Below are 17,126 nucleotides of genomic sequence, written 5' to 3' on the forward strand. Positions count from 1 at the left end.
TATTCCCATGCGTGGCGAATTCCACGGCGATCAGTCTACGGTTGACTCCTCGATGGGCGCTTCTCGATTCCTGACGGGTCTGCTCACCTGCTTCGCCACGCAGGCGGGCAACCCTTCCGTGGCTCGCGCTTCCGTCGCCCGGTAGACACTTGGCGGCACGCCTACCAGTTCGGCAAAACGGGTGCTGAAGGTTCCCAACGATGCGCAACCGACAGCAAAGCAAACCTCGGTGACGCTCAGTTCGCCCTGACGCAATAGCGCCATGGCACGCTCGATGCGCCGCGTCATGAGGTACGAATACGGCGACTCCCCATACGCCAGCCGGAATTGCCGGCTCAGGTGGCCTGCCGACATGCCCGCGGCACGGCCCAGCGCTTCCACGTCGAGCGGCTGCGCATAGTCGCGATCGATACGGTCGCGGACGCGGCGAAGACGGGCAAGATCGCGCAGGTGTTGGGCGGTGGCGGGCCGGCTGGACATGCACGAATCGTGTCACGCCAGCCGGGTCGGCTCAACCGAGTCGCATCGACAGTTCCACGTCCTCGTCGAACGGCAGCGACATGTAGCCGCCGTCCACCGAGCGCACGCGCGCCAGGTAGTCAGGGCTGTAATCGGCGTTATCGGCGACGACGAACGCACCGGGGCGGAGGCGGCTTTCCAGAAGATCCAGTATCTCGGGATAGAGCGCCTTCGCACCGTCCAGCAGCACGAGGTCGATGGTCTCGGGGAGGTTCGTCGCCAGCGTCTGCAAGGCGTCGCCCTCGCGGATTTCCACGAGATCCATGAGCCCGGCAGCCTCGAGGTTGCCCCGGGCGCGGGCGACCTTGGACGGCTCGAACTCGCTGGTGATCAATCGTCCGCCGCCGTTCTCCCGCAGCGCGGCAGCCAGATGGATGGTGGAAATGCCGAACGACGTGCCGAACTCCACAATGCTGCGCGCCCCGCAACCGCGCGCAAGCATGTAGAGCAGCCGGCCCGTGGCCCGCGACACGGCCAGGGGGAAGTCTTTCAGCCGCCCATAGAACTCGGCGTAATCGGTCTTGCTGCGCATCAGGCGCTCTTGTTCGTCGCGGGGTATGGCGGCGATGGAGGGCACCGCCATCGGCGAGTTGGCATCGGCCTCCTCGAACAGGCGGTCGAGCAGGGAAGCCAGGGGCGCGGAAGAAAGGGTGGTCATGGGGACGTGCTCCAGTCGGAATACAAAGGAAATGCCGGCCGGATTAGAATGCGACTGATTCGTCAGGTTTCCTATTCGCATTGAGACGACCGTCATGACCGAGCGACCGAATCCTCTTATTTCCTCGCGCAAACAGCCGAAACAGGCCCGCTCGAACGATCTGGTTTCCGCGGTGCTGGAGGCGGCTGCTCAGGTTTTGGCGGCGAAGGGTGCGCAACGTTTCACCACGGCACGGGTTGCCGAGAAGGCCGGCGTGAGCGTCGGTTCGCTTTACCAGTACTTTCCGAACAAGGCCGCCATCCTCTTCCGCTTGCAGAGCGACGAGTGGCGTCAGACCACGGACATGCTGCGGGGCATCCTCGAGGACACGTCGCAATCGCCGCCGCAGCGGTTGCGCACGCTGGTTCACGCCTTCGTCCGTTCGGAATGCGAAGAAGCCGACATGCGTGTGGCGCTGAACGATGCCGCGCCGCTCTATCGCGACGCGCCGGAGGCGCACGAGGTGCGCGCCGCTGGCGCGCGTATCGTGGCCGACTTCATGGCGGAAGCGCTGCCCGACACTCCGGCATCGGTTCGCGCCCTTGCCGGCGACCTGCTCAAGACGACGCTGAGCGCCGTGGGCAAGGAGTTCTCGGAACGACCGCGCAGCGACGAGGAAATCGAAACGTATGCCGACGCACTGGCGGACATGGTGTGCGCCTATCTCGCCGACCTGCGATCCCGTCCGGCCGGTTGATCTGCGGGTACCCGGGTCGCGACACGAAAGCACGTGCTAGGCTCGCGGCGGAGGCCCCGCCGATGCCGCAAACCGACACGAACGAGCTGACTGTCAGCGCTTCGCTGGATACGGCGAGCGTGTCGGTGCGCAACATGGTCTGCCATGGCGGGTGCGCGCATCGCGGACCGGAGGAATGCGCCGCCTCGACGTACCTCGTCTTTCCCTACCGCGGCGTCTACGTGCGGCACGTCGGCCGCGACCAGGCCGTGGCCGACGCCAATCACGTGGTTTTCTTCAACGCCGACGAGGGTTACAGCATCGCGCATCCGGTGCAGGGCAGCGACGCCAGTCTTTCGTTGCAACTGCCGCCCGCTCTCATCGAAGAGCTGGCTCCCGCCGCGTTGCTCAATCGGCAGCCGAATCCAGGGTTCCGCATCCAGCACCGACGTATCGATACCGATGCGCAGGCGCTGGTGGCAGCGCTTCGTCATGGCCTGGAACAGGGAACCATGGAGCCGATGGAAGCCGAGGCGCTGCTGTTGGATCTCGTGAGCCGCAGTCTCGGACCGCGCAGCACGCACGCCGCACAGGCAACCGAAGGCCAGCACCGTCTGGCCAATCGCGTGAAACTTCTGCTGGCCAGCGATCTGTCGCGCCGTTGGTCGCTGGCCGAGGTCGGCGCGGAAATCGGCGCATCGCCGGTCTACCTCACCCAGGTATTCCAGCGCGTGGAAGGCATCCCGTTATATCGCTACCAGTTGCGCCTTCGCCTGGCTCGCGCACTGGATCTCGTCGCGCGGCCGGACCTCGACCTGTCGGCCCTCGCTGCCGACCTGGGCTTTTCCAGCCACAGCCACTTCACCGCCGCGTTCCGCCAGGCCTACGGGCGCACCCCGGCCGACTTCCGCAGGGAAACGCGGCGCTAAACTTTTCGACAGCCCGGCCCACGCACCCGTGGTCTCCTTAACGTGCGCCGCATCGGGCGGCAGCAAGGGAGAGCGATCGTGAACAGTGGAACCACCGACTTCGGCCGCCGTGCCTTCGTACGCCTGGCTGTGGGCAGCCTGGCCGCAGGCACATTGGCCGCCTGCGCCCCCGGGGTAGCGAGGCTGGCCTCGCCGCCCGCGTCGCGGAAGGCGCTGGATGCGCGTGCCTTCACCGCCGCGCGGCGATACGCACGTACGCGATTTGGCAACATCGCCTATGTCGAGCAAGGCGGCGGCGACGCCGCCCTTTTCCTGCATGGTTTCCCCTTGAACGGGTTCCAGTGGCGAGCCGTGCTGCCGCAACTGGCGGACGTGCGCCGTTGTGTCGCGCCCGACTTCCTCGGGCTCGGATACACCGAACCGGCCGCCGGCCAAAGCGTGGCGCCGGCGGAACAGGCGGACATGCTCGTATCCTTCATGGATACCCTCGGGATCGGCCAGGCCGATGTCGTGGCGAACGACAGTGGCGGTGCCGTGGCGCAACTGCTGGCGACGCGCCACCCCGATCGTGTGCGCAGCCCGCTCCTCACCAATTGCGACACCGAGCACGAATGTCCACCGGCGGCCATGGCCCCGGTGATCGCCATGTCTCACCAGCGCACCTATGTGGATACATGGCTGCGCCCGTGGCTGGAGGACAAGGCGCTCGCACGCTCGTCGCAGGGCCTTGGCGGCATGACCTTTTGCAAACCCGGGCAACCGACCGACGAAGCGCTGGAAATGTACCTCTCGCCGCTGGTCGCCCACCCCGACCGAACGCACGCCTACGCTCTGGCACTGGAGGAGAACTCGCTTGCCGGCATCGGGCCGAAGTTAGCCGCCTGTCCGGCACCCGTGCGCGTGGTCTGGGGCATGTCGGACACCATCTTCTCGCCCGCCGGCGCGGCATATCTGGACCGCACGTTCGCCCATTCCCGAGGCGTGCACCGTATCGCCGAGGCGAAGCTTTTCTTTCCCGAGGAGTTCCCCGACGTGATCGCTGCCGAAGCAAGGGAGCTCTGGTCCGCGTCATGAAAACCCGAAGCTGAGGCTGGCGAAGTCGGTCTCGTAATCGGCTTCTCCATCGGGCGGCAAGGGGCGCGTCCAGATGACATTGAGCAACCATCGCCCCCGGACCGGCAGTGCGAACGTCGCACGGCCGGCCGCGTTCGTGAGGTGAACCTCCACTGGCTTCTCGTCATGGTCGAGGTCGGTAAGCTTCACGGTGGCGCCGGCCAGGGGCTCTCCCCGATACAGCACGCGAACGGGTAGCACCGACGGCCGCGGCAACGCATGGGGATTCACCTCGGGCACGATTTCCAGCGGCATACCCATGGGTTCGGTCACCTGGTCACGCGCGGCAGGGTCGAGATCGCCGGCCTGCACGATGACCTTCGCATGCCGGCTATAGACCTCCGTCTCGTCGTAGTCCATGCGATGCTCGCGCGTGCGCCGTTCCAACGCGGGCGTAAGCCCCTCCGCTACCAGGTAATCGTTGAAGCGCAGCGACGGCAGATGGCTTTCGGCGCGGTTGTCGGTATCGAGGGCCAACACGTAGGTGCCCCTGCCCGTCCATGCGACCGTACCGTCGTCCGCACGGCCACCGGGATGCAAGGAACTGCGCAAGTCGTCCCGCATGGCGGGTCCGATACGCTGGAACCTGACGATGCGGCTCGCGGGAATAGGCGAGCGCTGCCGGTACGGCCCGTGTCCCACTTGCAGCGTGAACGGGGTCACGGCGCCGGGCTGCACGCGGAACGCCTGCGGCTGCAGCCAGAAATCGTGCGCGATCGCGGGGCCGCCGACGGCAAGGAACATCCAGAGGATCGTGCGGCGCATGGACTTACTCCAGGTGGTCGGGTGCGTACCCCGGGGTGACGGGAAGACATGCCAGGGTCGCAGTCAGCAGTGCTACCGCGAGCAACCAGCTCAGGAGCACGCGCCACGCGACGGCGGGCGTGGCGCGGCCCGCCGTCGCATGCCGGGCCATGGCGGCGCACGACATGGCGACGATCCCGACGACCACCGCCAACACGATCCACGGCAGCAGCGTGTGGCCCACCCGCACGCTTCGCGCAGCCTCCGCGACGAACGCGACGCCTGCTGCCGCGACGATCGCACCGGCGCAGCGAAGCAGTCGCATGCCGGCGCGCCGGCGCTTCACCTCGCCAAGACCGATGCCCAGCACGTGCAGGGAGCCCGTGACCAGCACAAACCCGGCCGCGTAGCCGACAGGATCGGCGGCCGAAGGCAGTTCCTTGCCATGGGCGTATCCATGGAAGAGGCCGAACACGGCCACGACGGCCAACGCGAACCAGGCGGGAGGCCGCCATGCGGCGGCGATGCAGATACCGAGCACGAGTACGGAGAAGGCGGTGCCCCACTCCACCGGTGGCAGTGCCACGCCGGCCATGCCGAAGATCGCGCCCACGACCATCAGGCCGGGGAAGACGACGGGCAGCCTGTAGATCAGGGGCTGGCCGAGGAAGGCTCCCCACAGGCCCACCGAGACCATGGCGAGCAGATGATCCATGCCGCCGAAGGGATGGCTGAACCCGGCCGCGAAACCGCCGGCAAGCCCTGTTCCCGCGTGTGCCATGGCCGTTTCCACCCAGCCCGCCGCCATCGTCGCGGCGACGAGAGCAACCACCCTATTCACGGTACTCACTGCCTGGGTTGGCCCCGGTATCCGCTTTCGTCGCAGGCACAACGTTTTCGGCTGCGGCCAGGAAAGGGAATCGCACGGGCGAATGAACGCGGTCGTCGCGATGTACGCCGTCGTCGATGCTGCGCGTGTCGCCGGCGGCGAGCATGGAGCGGTAGACGTTCGACGCATCGTAGTTCGGCGTGCGACCGCCACAGTCATGGGCAAGATCGGTGCGACCGGAAAGCGCCGCGAGCTCCACCGCGAACAGTTGCGTGCAAGTGACCGCCGCGACGTTCACCCAGAGCCGGTCGTCCGCCAGCAGGACCGCAAGGCGCTTGTAGCGTTCCCCCGGGCGCGCCCGCGTATCGGCCAGCCACTGGTTCCCACGAATGCCGTCGTACCCATCGTAAAGTCCGAGGCTGCGCTGGATATCCGAAACGAACTGGGCGGACGTGGCGGGTTCAGCGCGGTTGTAGCGCTCCTTCAGCCGGTCGCTCACCGTGTCGGGAGCGAGCGGCGCCAGCAACGCGTTACCCGTGAGGGGCCGACCGGCGCGATCGATGCGGCCGTGGTCGGTCGCCGTCTCGCCCCACACCGCGAGCATGGAGCCGCCGGTGTTCACAAGGCCAAGGTCGACTGTGGCGACGATCGCGGACGGAGTCCAGCCTGCGAGGAAGTTCCTTCCCGGCCCGCCGTCGGTCTGCCGCCAATGCTCACGGATCGACGCGACAGTCGCGGCATCGAACGCAGGGAAGCCGTCTTCGTCCATCGACACGCCGCCTTTCAGCGCCGCCGCCGCGACCTCGAAGGCGCTGCGCGATCCCTTGACGTTGTTGAAAAACGGATCGTCGCGCCGGCCAATAAATACTCTTAGCCGCCCGCTCGGCGAGGCGAAGCCGTCTGGTGCATCGACCATGCCATCCGCGCGTTCGCCCGCCAACTCGCACCGTGCGACATAGGATGCGCTGAAGCGACAGGTAAGCGTCGTGCTCGCCGTCGTCTCTCCGAAGCGATTGCCGCTGTCGACATGGAACGTGTAGGCGATGCGATCGGAGAAACTGCGCCCGACAATCGTCATCACGAGGTTCAGCCGGCGCCCGTCGGGCGCCGTCCAGGCATAGATGTCGCCAATGTCCGCGCGAGGGTCTTTCGCCACGGTGGGCGTGTCGAGGTGGTCGGAGGCACGCGCCGGCGACCATGCGGCCATGCCCGGTGCCAGCATGAGGAAGACGATGAGGAACAGTCCGTTTCGCATGTGTTCGTACCCGAGAGGAGACAGGTACGCAGTACAGGCGAAGCAGCCTTTTCCGGCTGTCGAAATCTTTAGCGACTCAACCCGTCCGGACTAGAGTTACCGCAGGCGTGCGCGAGGTGAGCACCCACGCACGCTGCGGCGTTTGCGAGCGCGGATCAGAGTTCCGCCGATACCTTCCAGAGATCGGTTCCGCCGTCGTTCGCGTAGCGATCGATCTCGGCCAGTTCCTCCGTCGAGAAAGTAAGCCCGCGCAGGGCGCCCAGGGAATCGTCGAGTTGGGCGACCGTGCGGGCGCCGATGAGCGCCGAGGTGACGCGCGGATCGCGGAGCACCCACGCGATGGCCATCTGCGCGAGCGTCTGGCCACGGCGTTCCGCGATGGCATTGAGCGCGCGGACGCGCGCGAGGTTCGTCTCGTTCAACTGCGCCTTGCCGAGCGAACCCTCGCGGGTAACGCGAGCGTCGGCCGGGATGCCGCCGAGGTATTTCGATGTAAGCAGACCCTGCGCCAGCGGCGAGAACGCGATGCAACCGGTACCGAGGCTTTCCAGCGTGTCGAGCAGGCCGTCCTCGATCCAGCGGTTGAACATGGAGTAATTGGGCTGGTGGATGAACAGCGGCACGCGCTCGTCGGCGAGTATGGCGGCCGCCTGCCGGGTCAGTTCCGGGGAATAGCTGGAAATACCCACGTATAGCGCCTTGCCCTGCCGGTGCAGGTGCGCGAGCGCGCCCATCGTTTCCTCCAGTGGCGTCGTGGGATCCACGCGATGGGAATAGAAGATGTCGACGTAGTCGAGGCCCATGCGCTTCAGCGACTGGTCCAGGCTGGCGATGAGGTACTTGCGGCTGCCGCCGATGCCGCCATAGGGGCCCGGCCACATGTCCCAGCCGGCTTTCGTGGAGATGATCATCTCATCGCGATAGGGAGCGAAGTCGCTCGCCATCACCCGGCCAAAGTTCTCTTCCGCCGAGCCATACGGCGGGCCGTAATTGTTCGCGAGGTCGAAATGCGTCACCCCGCGGTCGAAGGCACGGCGCAGGATGGCACGGCCCGTCTCGAACACGTCGGCACCGCCGAAGTTCTGCCACAGGCCGAGCGAGATGGCGGGAAGGTCGATGCCGCTGCGTCCGCAGCGGCGGTAGGGCATGAGGTTGTCGTAACGATCCGAGGCTGCCTGGTAGGTCACTGGGGAACTCCGCTGGGATGTGGGGGACGGCCGGATGAAGTCCCTCATGTTACGCTTCCCGAGGCATGCATCGACGACACCACCTGGATCTGGCAGCCGCCCGTCGCGAGCCGGCGCTACCCCGCACCACCACCTTCGCATCGGCCCTTCGCCTGTGGGCCGTGATGCTGGTGTGCGGCCTGGCAGTACTGCTGGGTTCCGTGCTTCTGGGCGGTGCCGATTCCACCATCGCGTCGTCCTGGCAGGCACTGGTGTCGCCGGCGGATACCGCCATGCACGCCATCGTGTGGGAGCTGCGCGTGCCGCGCGCCGTCGCGGCCTACGGGGTGGGTGGCCTGCTGGCGGTGTCCGGGTGCCTCATGCAGATCCTCGTGCGGAATCCGCTCGCTGACCCCTATACGCTCGGCCTGTCCGGCGGTGCCGCCGTCGGCGCGTTGGCGGCCATGCTGGCCGGCGCGGGAGCCGCGATCACCGCCATGGGCGCCGCGGCCGGCGCGCTGCTCGCGTGCGTTACCGTGTTCGTGCTCGCCCATCGCGACCTGCTCGCTCGCGCCCGCGCGGCGCAGCGTGAGGATTCCACCGACCTCATCCTGATCGGCGTGATGCTCGCCTCGGGTTTCGGCGCCATCGTCAGCATGATGCTGGTGCTCGCGCCCGACAGGAACCTGCGCGGCATGCTTTTCTGGATGATGGGCGACTTGAGCGGCGTGGCGCATGCGTGGCTGCCCGTGCTCATGCTGCTGGCATGCGTGCTCTTCGTCGCGCCGCTCGGCCGCCAGCTGAACCTGTTGATGCGCGGCGAGGAGTCGGCCAGCGCACTCGGCGTGCGTCCGAACGTCGTCAAGTCCGCCATCTTCGTCGTCGCTTCGCTCGCCACCGCCGTCGCCGTGACCACCGCGGGAACGGTCGGCTTCGTCGGCCTGGTGGTGCCGCACGCACTGCGGCGCCTCGTCGGCAACGACCAGCGCGTGCTTCTGCCCGCGTGCGCTCTCGGCGGCGGCATCGTGGTCACCATTGCCGACACCATCTCGCGCGTCGTGGCCGATCCCATCCAGTTGCCGGTGGGCGCGGTGATGGCCGTCATCGGCGTGCCGACCTTCATGTTCCTGCTGGTACGGCGGCGATGAGCCTCGACCTCGTCGCCGAATCGCTCGCGCTGTCGATGCGCGGCCGCACGCTCGTCGAAGCGCTGGACATGCGCGTGGCGCCGGGGCAGGTGTGGTGCGTGCTCGGCCCCAACGGCGCCGGCAAATCCACTCTGCTGCGCACGCTGGCCGGTTTGCGTGCGGCCGATGGCGGGCGCGTGCTGCTGGGTGGCCGCGATATCGGCGGCTATCGCCCCATCGAACTCGCGCGCCGGCGCGGCTTCCTGCCGCAGACGATCGTGGACGCGTTCAGCCTCACCGTGATGGAAGCGGTGATGTCGGCACGCCATCCCAGCTTGCCCTTCTGGGCTTGGGGCGAGCGCGACACCGGCCCGGCGAAACACGCCTTGCACACCTTCGAACTGGAATCCCTGGCAGACCGCGACGTGACCACGCTGTCGGGCGGCGAGCGCCAGCGTGTGAACATCGCCACGCTGTTCACACAGGATGTGGACATGCTGCTCCTCGACGAGCCGCTGTCGTCATTGGACCTTCACCACCAGATGAAGACCCTGCACGAACTGATGCGCGCGGCATCCGCGCATGGCAAGGCGGTGGTCTACACCGTGCACGACATCAATCTCGCCTTCCAGCATGCGACGCACGCCGTGCTGCTCGACGGCAAGGGCGGCGCGCTGGCGGGGTTGAAGGACGACGTGGTGACCAGCGAGCACCTGACCGCTGCATTCCACCATCCCATCCACGCCGTGCTGCTCGGAAATGAGCCCTTCTTCCGCGCCGCGCGCCTGCACGGAACGCCCCCGTGAAACACCTGCTGGCCTGCCTTGCCCTGCTCGTCGCCTGCACATCGGCCGCGGCCTCCGTCAGCGTGGTCGACGACGCGGGACGAACCGTTGCCCTGCCCGCGCCTGCTCGGCGCATCGTCAGCCTCGCCCCCAACATCACCGACACGCTGTTCGCCGCGGGCGCGGGCGCCTACGTGCTGGGCACCTCGCGGTTCACGGAATACCCGGCGGAAGCGAAGAAGGTGCCGGTAGTGGGCGACGCCACGATGATCGACCTCGAGCGCATCGTGGGCCTGAAGCCCGACATCGTCATCGTGTGGAAAAGCGGAAACGCCGCCGCGCAGGTCGACAAGCTCGTCCGTCTGGGCCTGCCCGTGTTCTACGCAGAAACGACACGGCTCGCCGACATCCCTTCCGCGGTGCGGCGCTTCGGCGTGCTGGCGGGAACGGAAGACACGGCGGAACGGCACGCCCGCGCCTTCGAGTCGTCCCTGGAAACCCTGCGCAACGCCTACGCCGGTAAACGGCGGCTGAAAGTGTTCTACCAGGTATGGGACCGGCCCCTGATGACCGTCGGACGCGCCCAGATCATCGACGACGCGCTGGATCTCTGCGGCGGCGACAACATCTTCGCCGACCTCACCCAGGCTGCACCCACCGTCGGGCGTGAAGCCGTGATCGCCCGCCGTCCCGATGTCATTCTCGGCGGCGGCGACGGCGGCGCCCTGGACGAGTGGAAGCGCACCGGCTTCCTCCCGGCCGCACGGAACGGCAACGTGCTCCCCCTCGACGCGCCGACGCTGGCGCTGCCCTCTCCCTCGATCCTGTCCGGCGTGACCACGCTCTGTCGCGTGCTCGACGAAGCCCGGAGCCGGGCATTCCATTAGCGGCGCCCTGAAACGCTCGAAGCATCCTTAACGAACCCGTCAGGCGTTGCGGTCTTCGTCACATCTGCCCTGGATACACTCCAGCCGCCATCCACTCGCACGGATCGACACGATGACGCCCCCGAGCAGCCCCCCAGCCGATAACCGCGATCTTGCATGGCTCGACGGCTGTGGCGAGGCCGGGGCGCTGATCCGGGCGTTCGACTGGACCGCCACCGGGCTCGGGCCGATCGAAAGTTGGCCGCAGAGCCTGCGCACGGTTACCGCCCTGCTGCTGCTTTCACCCGTGCCGCTGGTGCTGCTGTGGGGCGAGAAGGGGATCATGATCTACAACGACGCCTATTCCGTCTTCGCGGGCAGCCGTCACCCGTCGCTGCTCGGCTCGGAAGTCCGCAAGGGCTGGGCCGAGGTCGCCGACTTCAACGACAACGTGATGCGGGTGGGGCTGGCCGGGGGCACCCTGGCCTACAAGGACCAGGAACTGACCCTGGTCCGGCACGGCGCACCCGAACCGGTCTGGATGAACCTCGACTATTCGCCGGTGCTGGGCGAGGACGGCAAGCCGGCCGGCGTCATCGCCATCGTCGTGGAAACGACCCAGCGCGTGCTCGCCGAAGCGGAGGTACGCGAAAGCGAGCGGCGCTTCCGCGAGGAACTGGAGGCGAAGGTGGCCGAGCGCACCGCCGCCCTGGAGCGCAGCGAGGAAAACATCCGCAAGGCCGAACAGGCGCTGATGCAGGTGCAGAAGATGGAGGCGCTGGGCAACCTCACCGGTGGCATCGCGCACGACTTCAACAACCTGCTGATGGCCGTGCACGGCAGCCTGGAACTGTTGCGCGAACGCATGCCGCAGGACCCGCTGCTGCTTCGCCTGCTGGACAACGCGATGGCCGGGGCACAACGCGGCAGCACACTGACGCGGCGCATGCTCGCCTATGCGCGCCGGCAGGAACTGAAGGCCGAGCGGGTGGACTTGCGTGCGCTCGTCGAGGGCATGAAGGAACTGATGCAGCGCTCGCTCGGGGGCACCATCGTGATCGAGACCCGATTCGCCCCCGACGTCCCTCCCGTCGAGGCCGATGTCAACCAGCTGGAATCGGCACTGCTCAACCTGGCCGTGAACGCGCGCGACGCGATGGACGGTGCCGGCACCATTGTCATCTCCACCGCGGAGAAGTGGGTCCGCAACACGGATGGACCCGTTCGCCCCGGACACTACGTGCGCCTGTCGTTGTCGGACTCGGGTTCGGGCATGGACGAAGCCACGTTGAATCGCGCAATCGAGCCTTTCTTCACGACCAAGGGCGTGGGCAAGGGCACCGGACTGGGCCTGTCGATGGTGCACGGCCTGGCCGAACAGCTCGGCGGCGCACTGGTGATGCGCAGCAAGGAGGACGAAGGCACCACGGCGGAAATCTGGCTTCCGGCCGCCCCAGCGCTCCAGGCCGCCGCACCTGCCTCGCCCGTTGCCGCGCCCTCATTCTGCCGCATTCCCACGACGCGGACCCTTCGCATCCTTACCGTCGACGACGACGAGCTGGTGCGCGCCACCACGGTGGAGATGCTGGAAGACTTAGGCTACGCCGTGGTCGCCGCGCGTTCCGGCGCGGAGGCATTGAACCTGATCGAGGAAGCCGCGGTCGACCTGGTGATCACCGACCACGCCATGCCGCAGATGACCGGCACGCAACTTGCCATCCGGCTGCGCGAACGGTATCCCACGCTTCCCATCGTGCTTGCCACTGGCTACGCCGACCTGCCCGCCGGACCGCAGATCGACCTGCCGCGCCTTGCGAAGCCCTATTCGCAGGCAGCTTTGGCACGGATGGTGGAGCAGGTGATGCCATAGTATGATTTCGTAGATCATTCAACGAGGTATTCATCCGATGCGCCAGTAGTGCCCGCGCCCGATCTTCGGGCCGACAACGAACTCTCCCCATCCTGGGAGACCGTGTGGCATGACTGGAAGAACGCATGACGAATATTTTTCTGACGCTCGACGGCGTCGCCTGTGTCCTGCCGGACGGCCGGACGCTCTTCTCCGATCTCCACGAATCGTTCGACGAACGCCCGACGGGGCTCGTCGGCCGCAACGGCGTGGGCAAAAGCACGCTTGCACGCATGCTGGCCGGACAGGCCGCGCCTGCGCGCGGCCGGATCGGGCGGGGCGGCACCACCTATTACCTGGCGCAACGCGCCGCCGATGACGCCGCGAACTCGGTGGCCGAGCTTGCCGGTGTCGGCGAGATCATTGCGGCGTTGGCACGAATCGAAGCGGGAAGCAGCCATCAACGCGACTTCGATGTCGTGGACGAGCGTTGGGACACGCGCGAACGCCTGCTCGATGCATTGCAGGCCGAGGGGCTCGCTCATCTCGCTCCTGATGCGCGAACGAATACGCTGAGCGGCGGCGAAGCCATGCGTGTCGGCCTGCTCGGCGCACGTCTGTGTGGCGCCGACTACCTGATCCTCGACGAGCCCAGCAACCACCTCGACCGCGAGGCGCGAAGCGAACTGCGACGCTGGCTTCGCACGTGGACGGGTGGATTGTTGGTCGTGAGCCACGACCGCGAACTGCTCGGCGACATGGCGCGCATTGTCGAACTTTCGCCGCAGGGGCTCCGCAGCTACGGCGGGGGCTACGCGTTCTATGCGGAAATGCACGCCCAGGAACGGGACGCTGCCCAGCGATCGCTGGATGCGAGCAAGCTCGAACGGAAACGTGCCGCACAGGCGATGCGCGAACAGCAGGAACGACAGGCGCGGCGGCAGGCGCGCGGACGGCGCGACGCCAGCGACGCCAACCTTCCGCGCATCATGCTCGGCGGAAGGAAGAGCCGCAGCGAAGCGACGGCCGGCAAGCTGGAGCAGCAGCGGGAAGCGACTCGCGAAGCCCTTGCGGCCAAGGTGGCTGACGCGGCACGCCGCGTGAACGAGGACGTGGCACCCACGCTGCTGGTACCCGGCACCGCTCGGGTTGCCCGCAAGCGTGTCGCGATGCTCCAGGACGTGGTGCTCCCCCACGTGCGTGGCGGCGCGCGAACGATCGACCTGGTGCTCAGGGGAAGCCAGCGCATCGGTGTCACAGGGCCGAACGGAAGCGGCAAGTCCACGCTGCTGCACCTGCTCGCAGGGAGGATCGCGCCCTTGTCCGGAAGCATCGATGTGCCCGTTCGCGTTGCCTGGCTCGATCAGCGCCTTGCCACCCTGAATCCGGCACGTCCACTTATCGTCCAAATGCGCGAGGCCGCGCCTTCGGTAGCTGAAGACACTTTGCGTCTGCGCCTTGCCTTGCTGGCCCTGGACGCGCAGAAGATCGGTATACCGACAGGTTCGCTCAGCGGCGGCGAGCGCCTGAAAGCGGCCCTCGCCCACGCGCTGGTAGCGGACCCGCCGCCCGAGCTGCTGCTGCTCGACGAACCGGGCAACCACCTGGATATCGCTTCGCTCGAGGCCCTCGAGGCCATGCTGATGCAGTACGAAGGCACGCTCGTCGTCGTATCGCACGACGAGGCGTTCCTCGACCGGCTCGCCCTCACGGACCGGCTGTCACCAACGCCGCAGGGGTGGCGGCTCCTGCCATGGTGAGGCCCTTGCCGCCGAGTCGCAGGTTGCGCACGAGGTAGTCGCGCAGTGCTGGGGCCGGCGGCGCTCAGTCCTTCTTGCCGATGGCCTGCGGGAGGCGGTATCGCTGGTGCCCATAGGCCCAGCTGGGCCACAGCGCGTGTGCCAAGGCCACCTTTTCGAGCTGAGGGTCCACGGCCTCCGGTTCCAGCTTCTCTCCCTCCACCGTGTAGCGGTACTGCGCGGCAGGCTGGTTCGGGCGCAACACCATGAGGGTGTCGTTGCTCAGATAACCGTAGTTGTCGCCGTACTGCATGATGGCGCGGTCAGGGTAATGCCGGGTGAGATCGGCGCCGAGCATCGGGTGTTCGCTGCTGATGCCGATGAGCGAGAGCAGGGTCGGTGCGAGATCCACCTGGCTGACGATGTGATCGTCCTTCTTCACCGGCACGCCGGCGCCGATGATCAGCGCCGGGATATGGAAGTGGCGCACTGGCACCAGGCTGGCGCCGAATACGCGCGCGTCGTGATCGGCCACCACAAGGAACACGGTGTGGTTCCAGTACGGCGACTGCTTCGCCTTGGCGAAGAACTGTCCGATGGACCAGTCGGCGTAGCGCACCGCATTTGCATTGCTCGCCGGATCGCCTTCCGGCTTGATGCGGCCGGCAGGATATTCCCACGGCGTGTGATTGGATACGGAGAAGGCGACGGTCAGGGTCGGCTTGTCGCCGTCGTCGAGCAGGCGCTGGTGCAGTTCGTTGAACATGTCCTCGTCGGACGCGCCCCAGGAGCCGACGAAGGCCGGCTTCGTCTTGAAGGTGGCGCGGTCGACGACCTCGTTGAACCCGTTGCCGAAGAAGAACGAGCGCATGTTGTCGAAATGCGCCTCGCCGCCGTAGAGGAAGCGGGTGTGGTAGCCGAAGGTATCCAGCAGCGCACCGAGGGTGAAGAAGTCGCGCTGGCTGCGCGGAAGCTTCAGCACGGCCTCGGCCGGCGTGGGCAGGAACCCGGTGGTCACCGCCTCCAGGCCGCGCGCGCTGCGCGTGCCCGTGGCGTACGTGCGGGCGAGCCACCAGCCTTCGTTCGACAACTTGTCGAGTTCGGGCGTGTAGCCCGCGCCACCAAGGCTGCCGACGAACTGCGCTCCGAGGCTTTCCTCGAGGATGATGACGAGGTTGAGCGGCTTGTCGCCCTGGCGCGTGGCTTGCTGGCGATGCAGGCTCGGGTATTGCGGATCGAGCGGCGCGCCTTCGAAACCGGCGGTGGCGCGCACGATGGACTGCATCTCCGCTTCGGGCATCTTGCCGTACACGGCGGACGCCGAACGTTCGTTGCCCAGCGCGATGGCGGCGTTGAGCACGCTGTAAAGGGAGTTGAGCGGCAGCGCATTCACCATCGCGTCGTTGGTGAACGCCACCTGCGACGCGTTCAACGGACGATGTTGCAAGGTACCGCGGCCGGCCAGGAAGAGGACGACGAAGGCCAGCACCGTCGCCACCGGGCGCAGCCAACCGCGCATCGGCACAGGGTCGGGACGACGCGTGGGCAACAGGCGGAAGCCCACCCACCCGACCAACGCAAAGACGATGAGCGCACCGGCCACCACCAACTTGTAGCCGTGCCAAAGCATCGCCAGCACTTCGTTCGGGCTGGTCAGGTACTCGAAGTACAGGCGGTTGGGACGCGTGTCGTATTCCACGATGAACTGGGGCGTGGACACTTCCAGCAATACGAAGGCCAGCCACCAGAAGCGCAACCACCACGCGGCGATGCGCGTGGGCCAGGCGCGATGGCCGAGCCAGGGCGACAGCAGCGCGGGCCAGGCGACGATCATGGCCACCAGCGACAGATCGATGCGCCAGCCGCCCAGGAGGATCGGCCACAGGCCGCCCGCATCGTGGACGCGGGTCCACTGCCACAGCGAAAGCCCCACACGGGACAGGGTCAGGAACACGAGGGCGGCGACGATGAAGCGCCAGGTAAGCTTGCGCACGTTGAGTGATCCAGGGTGGGCGCGGCGGCCGCCACGCGTGGAAGACGCATGTTACAGCCCTGAGACTTTACACTGCCGGTCTTCCAGACAACTTACGGGGGCCTTTCGGCCGCCGCGCGAGGACCGACGATGTTCAGACTGGCCGAGGCCACGCCGATCGCCACCGGGCACGTCCGTGAGGTGTACCAGCACCCGGATGATGCCGATCTGCTGATCAAGGTGATCGCCAGCGGCTCCATCGAGGAGCGCTGGAACAAGGCCCCCTGGTACCGCCGCATGGCGCGCAGCGGGCCTTACAAGGATTTCGTCCGCGAGTTCCGCGAATACGTCACGGGCATCTACGTCGGGGGCTACGCTACTTCCCCCATCGCCCGCGTGGTTGGGCTGGAGATGACCGACATCGGCCTGGGACAGATCGTCGAGAAGGTGCGCGCACCCGACGGCGGGCTCGCACCGACGCTGCACGACTGGGTGAAGGCCGAAGGGTTCACCGGGAAGACCCAGGCCGAGTTGGAGGCCTTCTATGCGCGATTGCTCTCGCACAACACCATCGCCGCCGACCTGCATGCATGGAACGTGGTGTACGGCGAGGATTCGCGCGGCGGACCGCGCCTGGTGATGATCGACGGCTTCGGCGAGAAGAACATCATCCCGCACTGCTCCATGAGCCGTACGCACAACGCATCGCGCACGAAGAAGAAGTACGAGCGGATGGTGCGGAGGACGAAGGCGGAAGCGCCCCAGGTGCCGTGACGGCGCTCGATGCCCATGTGTGGGAGCCGCTTCAGCGGCGATGGGTGCTCGCGGCAAGGTTGCCCGCTGCCGCGGGATCGCCGGCA

16 protein-coding genes are annotated in these 17,126 nt (G+C 67.0%); 9 read left to right on the forward strand and 7 right to left on the reverse strand.

Features of this window, described 5'->3' with window-relative positions; genetic code table 11:
• Nucleotides 1-30 precede the first annotated feature (30 nt).
• Entirely contained in the window at nt 31-480 is a 450-nt protein-coding gene (locus tag FHS47_RS13930; RefSeq protein ID WP_167029001.1) for a helix-turn-helix transcriptional regulator, read from the reverse strand.
• Nucleotides 481-511: 31 nt separating this feature from the next.
• Complete coding sequence (locus tag FHS47_RS13935; RefSeq protein ID WP_167029004.1) at nt 512-1,177, reverse strand: O-methyltransferase; 666 nt, start codon at nt 1,175-1,177, stop codon at nt 512-514.
• A 94-nt stretch (nt 1,178-1,271) separates the two neighbouring features.
• Between FHS47_RS13935 and FHS47_RS13940 the strand changes: the two genes are divergently transcribed.
• From FHS47_RS13940 to FHS47_RS13950, 3 genes are all read left to right on the forward strand, one after another.
• Nucleotides 1,272-1,913, forward strand: coding sequence for a TetR family transcriptional regulator (locus FHS47_RS13940; protein ID WP_167029006.1), 642 nt, complete (start codon nt 1,272-1,274; stop codon nt 1,911-1,913).
• Nucleotides 1,914-1,975: 62 nt separating this feature from the next.
• The gene (locus tag FHS47_RS13945) at nt 1,976-2,821 is read left to right on the forward strand and encodes an AraC family transcriptional regulator (protein WP_167029009.1); all 846 of its coding nucleotides are present in this window, start codon (nt 1,976-1,978) and stop codon (nt 2,819-2,821) included.
• Nucleotides 2,822-2,899: 78 nt separating this feature from the next.
• Complete coding sequence (locus tag FHS47_RS13950) at nt 2,900-3,895, forward strand: alpha/beta fold hydrolase (protein ID WP_167029012.1); 996 nt, start codon at nt 2,900-2,902, stop codon at nt 3,893-3,895.
• On the opposite strand, the gene FHS47_RS13955 is transcribed toward FHS47_RS13950, so the two are convergent.
• The 4 genes from FHS47_RS13955 to mgrA all read right to left on the reverse strand — a co-directional run bounded on the left by FHS47_RS13955 (nt 3,890) and on the right by mgrA (nt 7,949).
• The gene (locus FHS47_RS13955) at nt 3,890-4,699 is read right to left on the reverse strand and encodes a DUF4198 domain-containing protein (RefSeq protein ID WP_167029015.1); all 810 of its coding nucleotides are present in this window, start codon (nt 4,697-4,699) and stop codon (nt 3,890-3,892) included. The two genes, FHS47_RS13950 and FHS47_RS13955, sit on opposite strands and share 6 nt — an antisense overlap.
• Nucleotides 4,700-4,703: 4 nt before the next feature.
• Nucleotides 4,704-5,519, reverse strand: a complete 816-nt coding sequence (locus FHS47_RS13960) for a HupE/UreJ family protein (RefSeq protein ID WP_208382022.1) — start codon at nt 5,517-5,519, stop codon at nt 4,704-4,706.
• Nucleotides 5,512-6,762, reverse strand: coding sequence for a DUF4331 domain-containing protein (locus FHS47_RS13965; RefSeq protein WP_167029018.1), 1,251 nt, complete (start codon nt 6,760-6,762; stop codon nt 5,512-5,514). Before FHS47_RS13965 ends, FHS47_RS13960 begins: the two co-directional genes overlap by 8 nt.
• Nucleotides 6,763-6,917: 155 nt before the next feature.
• A complete protein-coding gene (gene mgrA, locus FHS47_RS13970; RefSeq protein WP_343203528.1) occupies nt 6,918-7,949 on the reverse strand; it encodes an L-glyceraldehyde 3-phosphate reductase in 1,032 nt (343 codons plus the stop codon).
• A 65-nt stretch (nt 7,950-8,014) separates the two neighbouring features.
• Here mgrA and FHS47_RS13975 point away from each other — a divergent pair, with 65 nt between their 5' ends.
• The 5 genes from FHS47_RS13975 (at nt 8,015) to FHS47_RS13995 (ending at nt 14,315) form a co-directional block, all read left to right on the forward strand.
• A complete protein-coding gene (locus FHS47_RS13975) occupies nt 8,015-9,076 on the forward strand; it encodes an iron ABC transporter permease (protein WP_167029024.1) in 1,062 nt (353 codons plus the stop codon).
• The gene (locus tag FHS47_RS13980) at nt 9,073-9,861 is read left to right on the forward strand and encodes an ABC transporter ATP-binding protein (protein WP_167029027.1); all 789 of its coding nucleotides are present in this window, start codon (nt 9,073-9,075) and stop codon (nt 9,859-9,861) included. The genes FHS47_RS13975 and FHS47_RS13980 overlap by 4 nt, the downstream gene beginning before the upstream one ends.
• Nucleotides 9,858-10,727 carry a cobalamin-binding protein gene (locus FHS47_RS13985; protein WP_167029030.1) on the forward strand — a complete coding sequence of 290 codons (870 nt, stop codon included), beginning with the start codon at nt 9,858-9,860 and terminating at the stop codon, nt 10,725-10,727. The genes FHS47_RS13980 and FHS47_RS13985 overlap by 4 nt, the downstream gene beginning before the upstream one ends.
• A 112-nt stretch (nt 10,728-10,839) precedes the next feature.
• Nucleotides 10,840-12,576, forward strand: a complete 1,737-nt coding sequence (locus FHS47_RS13990) for a response regulator (RefSeq protein ID WP_167029033.1) — start codon at nt 10,840-10,842, stop codon at nt 12,574-12,576.
• A gap of 125 nt (nt 12,577-12,701) precedes the next feature.
• Complete coding sequence (locus tag FHS47_RS13995; RefSeq protein WP_167029036.1) at nt 12,702-14,315, forward strand: ATP-binding cassette domain-containing protein; 1,614 nt, start codon at nt 12,702-12,704, stop codon at nt 14,313-14,315.
• Nucleotides 14,316-14,379: 64 nt separating this feature from the next.
• Here the strand turns inward: FHS47_RS13995 and FHS47_RS14000 are convergent, their stop codons facing one another.
• Nucleotides 14,380-16,287, reverse strand: coding sequence for an LTA synthase family protein (locus FHS47_RS14000; protein WP_167029039.1), 1,908 nt, complete (start codon nt 16,285-16,287; stop codon nt 14,380-14,382).
• Between the two features lie 129 nt (nt 16,288-16,416).
• On the opposite strand from FHS47_RS14000, the gene FHS47_RS14005 reads away from it, so the two are divergent.
• A complete protein-coding gene (locus FHS47_RS14005; protein WP_167029042.1) occupies nt 16,417-17,040 on the forward strand; it encodes a YrbL family protein in 624 nt (207 codons plus the stop codon).
• The last annotated feature ends 86 nt before the right edge of the window (nt 17,041-17,126 follow it).

The organism is Luteibacter sp. SG786, assembly GCF_011759605.1.
Classification (GTDB): domain Bacteria; phylum Pseudomonadota; class Gammaproteobacteria; order Xanthomonadales; family Rhodanobacteraceae; genus Luteibacter.

Coding starts and splice junctions, on each gene's coding strand:
- FHS47_RS13955 (WP_167029015.1), bottom strand. CDS start 4,699: ATGCGCCGCACGATCCTCTGGATGTTCCTTGCCGTCGGCGGCCCCGCG.
- FHS47_RS13940 (WP_167029006.1), top strand. CDS start 1,272: ATGACCGAGCGACCGAATCCTCTTATTTCCTCGCGCAAACAGCCGAAA.
- FHS47_RS13995 (WP_167029036.1), top strand. CDS start 12,702: ATGACGAATATTTTTCTGACGCTCGACGGCGTCGCCTGTGTCCTGCCG.
- FHS47_RS13980 (WP_167029027.1), top strand. CDS start 9,073: ATGAGCCTCGACCTCGTCGCCGAATCGCTCGCGCTGTCGATGCGCGGC.
- FHS47_RS13935 (WP_167029004.1), bottom strand. CDS start 1,177: ATGACCACCCTTTCTTCCGCGCCCCTGGCTTCCCTGCTCGACCGCCTG.
- FHS47_RS13975 (WP_167029024.1), top strand. CDS start 8,015: ATGCATCGACGACACCACCTGGATCTGGCAGCCGCCCGTCGCGAGCCG.
- FHS47_RS13965 (WP_167029018.1), bottom strand. CDS start 6,762: ATGCGAAACGGACTGTTCCTCATCGTCTTCCTCATGCTGGCACCGGGC.
- FHS47_RS13945 (WP_167029009.1), top strand. CDS start 1,976: ATGCCGCAAACCGACACGAACGAGCTGACTGTCAGCGCTTCGCTGGAT.
- FHS47_RS14005 (WP_167029042.1), top strand. CDS start 16,417: ATGTTCAGACTGGCCGAGGCCACGCCGATCGCCACCGGGCACGTCCGT.
- FHS47_RS13930 (WP_167029001.1), bottom strand. CDS start 480: ATGTCCAGCCGGCCCGCCACCGCCCAACACCTGCGCGATCTTGCCCGT.
- FHS47_RS13990 (WP_167029033.1), top strand. CDS start 10,840: ATGACGCCCCCGAGCAGCCCCCCAGCCGATAACCGCGATCTTGCATGG.